This window comes from Tateyamaria sp. (assembly GCF_059783535.1).
The window spans coordinates 1-4,484 of the sequence record NZ_JBYNDP010000210.1 but is presented as its reverse complement, the minus strand read 5'-3'; the positions used below and the strand labels follow the sequence as shown (position 1 = coordinate 4,484).

Below are 4,484 nucleotides of genomic sequence, written 5' to 3'. Positions count from 1 at the left end.
TCGGGCTATGAAGGGTCCGAGTTGCTGGTCGCCCGTCTGCTGATCGAGAGCGGGGCGGAGGTGCCTTACGTGGGCACAGCCTGTCCGCGCACGCCGTGGAATGCCGACGATCAGGCATGGCTTGAGGCCAAGGGCGTGAAGGTGAAATTCCGCGCGTCACTGGAAGATGATTGTGCCGCGATGGAGGCGGTGCAGCCGGACCTCGCCATCGGCACGACGCCTGTTGTGCAGAAGGCCAAGGAGCTGGGTATTCCCGGGCTTTATTTCACCAACCTGATTTCGGCCCGGCCCCTGATGGGTGTGGCGGGTGCTGGATCGCTGGCACAGGTCATCAATGCCGCCATCGCCAACAAGGGGCGCATGGATCATATGAAGGCCTTCTTTGAAGGTGTGGGCGAGGGCGATACGGCGGGTGTCTGGGAAGGTGCGCCGAATACGCGGCCTGATTTCCGGGCGCAGAACCTGAAGAAGCTGGAACGCCAAGCCAAGGCCGCGAAAGCGGCGGAGATGATTTAGTGCGCGGCACGTGGAACATATCCTGCGCCCGGTCGATAGGCCGGGCATGCCCGCACCGCCCCCCCGGGGCGGGCATACTGCCCACCCCGCGGCGCGGCCATGCCCTTGCGCTTCATGTCCGGGAGGGTCGGACATGCTGATCACGGATCATGACAGGGCCGGGGGATACTGGGGCGCGGTGTACGCGTTCTGCGCCGTGAAGGGGCTGCAATGTGTGATCGACGGCCCGGTGGGTTGCGAGAACCTGCCGGTGACGTCTGTTCTGCACTATACCGACGCACTGCCACCGCATGAATTGCCCATCGTGACCACCGGTCTGGGCGAGGAAGAGTTGGGCCGTGATGGCACCGAGGGCGCCATGAAGCGGGCCTGGGGCACGTTGGACCCGGCATTGCCTGCGGTTGTTGTAACCGGCTCCATTGCCGAGATGATCGGCGGGGGTGTCACCCCTCAGGGCACGAATATTCAGAGATTCCTGCCGCGCACCATTGATGAGGATCAGTGGGAAGCGGCGGATCGGGCGATGACCTGGATCTTTACCGAATTCGGTATGACCAAGGGTCGGATGCCGCCCGAGAAGAAACGCGAGGAAGGTGCGCGTCCTCGCGTTAACATCCTCGGTCCGATGTATGGCACCTTCAACATGCCATCCGATCTGGCCGAGATCCGCAGGCTGGTCGAAGGGATCGGCTGCGAGGTCAACATGGTGATGCCCTTGGGTGCCCATGTGGCCGACATGCGAAATCTGGTGAATGCGGATGTGAACATCTGCATGTACCGCGAGTTCGGGCGCGGGTTGAGCGAGCTTCTTGCCAAGCCGTATCTACAAGCCCCGATAGGGGTCGAGAGTACCACCAAGTTCCTGCGCGCACTGGGGAACCTGGTGGGCCTCGACCCCGAACCTTTTATCGAGCGCGAAAAGCATTCGACGCTCAAACCTGTGTGGGACCTTTGGCGGTCTGTCACACAGGACTTCTTTGCCACCGCATCCTTTGCGGTTGTGGCGAACGAAACCTATGCAAGGGGCCTGCGTCTGTTCCTTGAAGAGGACATGGGTCTGCCCTGTGCCTTTGCCACCGCCCGGGTGGCGGGCAAGAAGACCAACAACGAGGAAGTGCGCGCCTGGATGGGCCAGAAGCGTCCCCTGGTGGTCTTTGGGTCCATCAATGAAAAGATGTATCTGGCGGAGCTGAAGGGCGGACACGGCCCAAGCCCTGCATTCATACCTGCGTCTTTTCCCGGCGCTGCCATTCGCCGGGCCACGGGTACCCCATTTATGGGATATGCGGGCGCAACCTACGTCATTCAAGAAGTCTGTAATGGCCTCTTTGACGCACTCTTTCACATTCTGCCCCTGGCCACCGATATGGATGCGGCCGAGGCGACCCCGACGACCCTGCGCCGTGACTTCCCATGGGATGAAGACGCGCAGGCCATGCTGGACCAGATCGTGGCCCAGCACCCCATCCTGACCCGGATTTCCGCGGCAAAGACCTTGCGCGATGCGGCTGAGCAAGCAGCCCTCGCCAGCGGTGCGGACCGGGTTGTGATCGAAACTGTGCGCGCTCTTGATCCGGTTCTGGCCGGGTCGTCAGACAACGTTTCCGAGGGAGGAACAGCATGACTGACATGACATCGAACATGGCCCCAGCGGCCAGTGCGAAAAAGCGCAACGGCGTAAAGACCGAGTTCATGGTCTATTTCGCGATCATCTTTGTGGCGACATTGCCGCTGGCCTGCCTGACCTGGGCGCTGGCCGCGATCAAGTCGCGCAGCTTTACCGACAAGGGCCCGATGGCCCGGGCCTGGACCCAGGCGCGGATCATCACGCCGATGATCTTTAACGCGTGAGCCGCGTCACAAACATAACTTCGGGTCTGCGTTTGCGTGGACCAAGAGACGTCCTCGGCCTGTGTGCGCCTGCCGAGACACGAGACTGGACGCCTGCCTGCAGGTGGACAGAGCCCGGAGGGGGTGACCCCAAAGGACCCGGCCGCGGGGTGCGCGGCGTCAGCATTGATTTCCGGAGGAATGACTATGGCTGAAAACCTGTCTTTTACAGGTCTTACAGACGAGCAGGCGCAAGAATTGCACGCTGTCTACATGAGCGGGCTCTGGCTTTTCACAGCCGTGGCCGTTGTCGCTCACTTGGCAACGTACATCTGGCGTCCCTGGTTCGCGAACGGTTGGTAAGGACAAGACATGGCAAAGTTCTACAAGATCTGGCTCATTTTTGATCCTCGCCGCGTGTTCGTTGCGCAAGGCGTCTTTCTGTTCCTGCTGGCAGCGATGATTCACCTCGTCCTGCTGAGCACGGAGCACTTCAACTGGTTCGAGCTGGCTGCCCAAGGCGCCCAGTAAGAGCTGGTCCGAAGGGATCATCAAGATCGCTGCGGGCGGGGCTTTCAGTGCGCCCCCGCCTGCCCGCAGCAAACCCATTCTGACACTACCAAGACGGCTGACGACCCGACCCGGGCCGCGCCGCCAAACGCGGAGATAGAGAGATGGCCTTGCTGTCCTTCGAACGAAAGTATCGCGTCCGCGGAGGGACGCTGATCGGCGGCGATCTGTTCGACTTCTGGGTCGGTCCATTCTACGTGGGCTTTTTCGGGGTCACGACCGCCTTTTTCGCCCTTCTGGGCACTATCCTGATTTTCTGGGGCGCATCCCAACAGGGTACCTTCAATCCATGGCTGATCAACATCGCGCCGCCGGACCTGAGCTATGGTCTGGGCATGGCGCCCCTGCTGGAAGGCGGGCTGTGGCAGATCATCACGATCTGTGCCACGGGCGCGTTCATCAGCTGGGCCCTGCGCGAGGTTGAGATCTGCCGCAAGCTGGGCATGGGGTACCATGTGCCCATCGGCTTCAGCTTTGCGATCTTGGCCTATGTCACGCTGGTGATCTTCCGCCCCTTCCTGATGGGCGCGTGGGGGCATGGCTTCCCATACGGGATCTTCAGCCACCTCGATTGGGTGAGCAACACTGGCTACGCGTATCTGCACTTCCACTACAACCCCGCACATATGCTGGCCGTCACGCTGTTCTTCACGACCACGCTGGCGCTGGCGCTGCACGGGGCGCTGATCTTGTCCGCCGCCAACCCCGAAGAAGGCGAACTGGCCAAGACGCCAGATCACGAGGATACGTTCTTCCGTGACTTCATCGGCTATTCGATCGGGACGCTTGGCATTCACCGTCTGGGCTGGCTGCTGGCCATCAACGCGGTCTTCTTCAGCGCGGTGTGCATCATCATCTCTGGCCCCGTCTGGACGTCCGGCTGGCCCGAGTGGTGGAATTGGTGGCTGAACCTGCCCATCTGGGGCGCTGATCCGCTGCCCGTCTATCAATCCGGCTTTGGAGGGTAAGGGCATGTTCAACATCGAATATCAAAACATCTTCACCCAGGTCCAAGTCCAAGGGAAACCCGAGTGGGGTATGGATGACAGCGGCGAGATGATGGCCGAGCGGGGCGGCAAGCCCTGGTTCTCGACCCTCGCTGGTTGGATCGGCAATGCGCAGATCGGACCCATCTATCTGGGTTGGACCGGCATGGTGTCGCTGGCGACGGGCCTGATCTGGTTCGTGATGGTCGGCATCAACATGCTGAGCCAGGTCGGCTTCTCGATCCCTGAGTTCATCCGCCAACTGTTCTGGCTGGCGCTTGAGCCGCCATCGCCGGAATACGGGCTGTCCATGCCCCCACTGGATGAGGGCGGCTGGTACATCATCGCTAGCTTCTTTCTGCTGGTGTCGGTGATGACTTGGCTGCTGCGCAGCTACCTGCTGGCGAAAGAGCACAAGATGGGCAAGCACGTGTTTTGGGCCTTTGCGTCCGCCGTGTGGCTGTTCCTTGTCTTGGGTCTGTTCCGCCCGGTCCTGATGGGATCGTGGAGCGAGGCCGTGCCGTATGGCATCTTCCCGCACCTCGACTGGACCACGGCGTTTTCGATCCGCTACGGCAACCT

Annotated in this window: 6 protein-coding genes and 1 pseudogene; all 7 read left to right on the top strand. The window is 61.3% G+C overall.

Annotation, left to right across the window (positions count from 1 at the left end; all coding sequences use genetic code 11):
- On the top strand, nucleotides 1–516 hold a 516-nt coding region (locus AC6RA8_RS21465; RefSeq protein ID WP_500355737.1), incomplete at its 5' end, for a nitrogenase component 1.
- Between the two features lie 133 nt (nucleotides 517–649).
- On the top strand, nucleotides 650–2,140 hold the full coding sequence (gene bchZ / locus AC6RA8_RS21460; RefSeq protein WP_500355736.1) for a chlorophyllide a reductase subunit Z: 1,491 nt from the start codon (nucleotides 650–652) through the stop codon (nucleotides 2,138–2,140).
- Entirely contained in the window at nucleotides 2,137–2,367 is a 231-nt protein-coding gene (pufQ, locus tag AC6RA8_RS21455; RefSeq protein WP_500355734.1) for a cytochrome PufQ, read from the top strand. The genes bchZ and pufQ overlap by 4 nt, the downstream gene beginning before the upstream one ends.
- A gap of 186 nt (nucleotides 2,368–2,553) precedes the next feature.
- Nucleotides 2,554–2,709, top strand: coding sequence for a light-harvesting antenna LH1, beta subunit (gene pufB / locus AC6RA8_RS21450; protein ID WP_039688894.1), 156 nt, complete (start codon nucleotides 2,554–2,556; stop codon nucleotides 2,707–2,709).
- A 9-nt stretch (nucleotides 2,710–2,718) separates the two neighbouring features.
- Nucleotides 2,719–2,877, top strand: coding sequence for a light-harvesting antenna LH1, alpha subunit (gene pufA, locus AC6RA8_RS21445; protein WP_189371632.1), 159 nt, complete (start codon nucleotides 2,719–2,721; stop codon nucleotides 2,875–2,877).
- Between the two features lie 143 nt (nucleotides 2,878–3,020).
- A complete protein-coding gene (gene pufL / locus AC6RA8_RS21440; protein ID WP_189371630.1) occupies nucleotides 3,021–3,884 on the top strand; it encodes a photosynthetic reaction center subunit L in 864 nt (287 codons plus the stop codon).
- A 4-nt stretch (nucleotides 3,885–3,888) separates the two neighbouring features.
- Nucleotides 3,889–4,484 (top strand): annotated as a pseudogene (locus tag AC6RA8_RS21435) (photosynthetic reaction center subunit M); the annotation flags it as partial.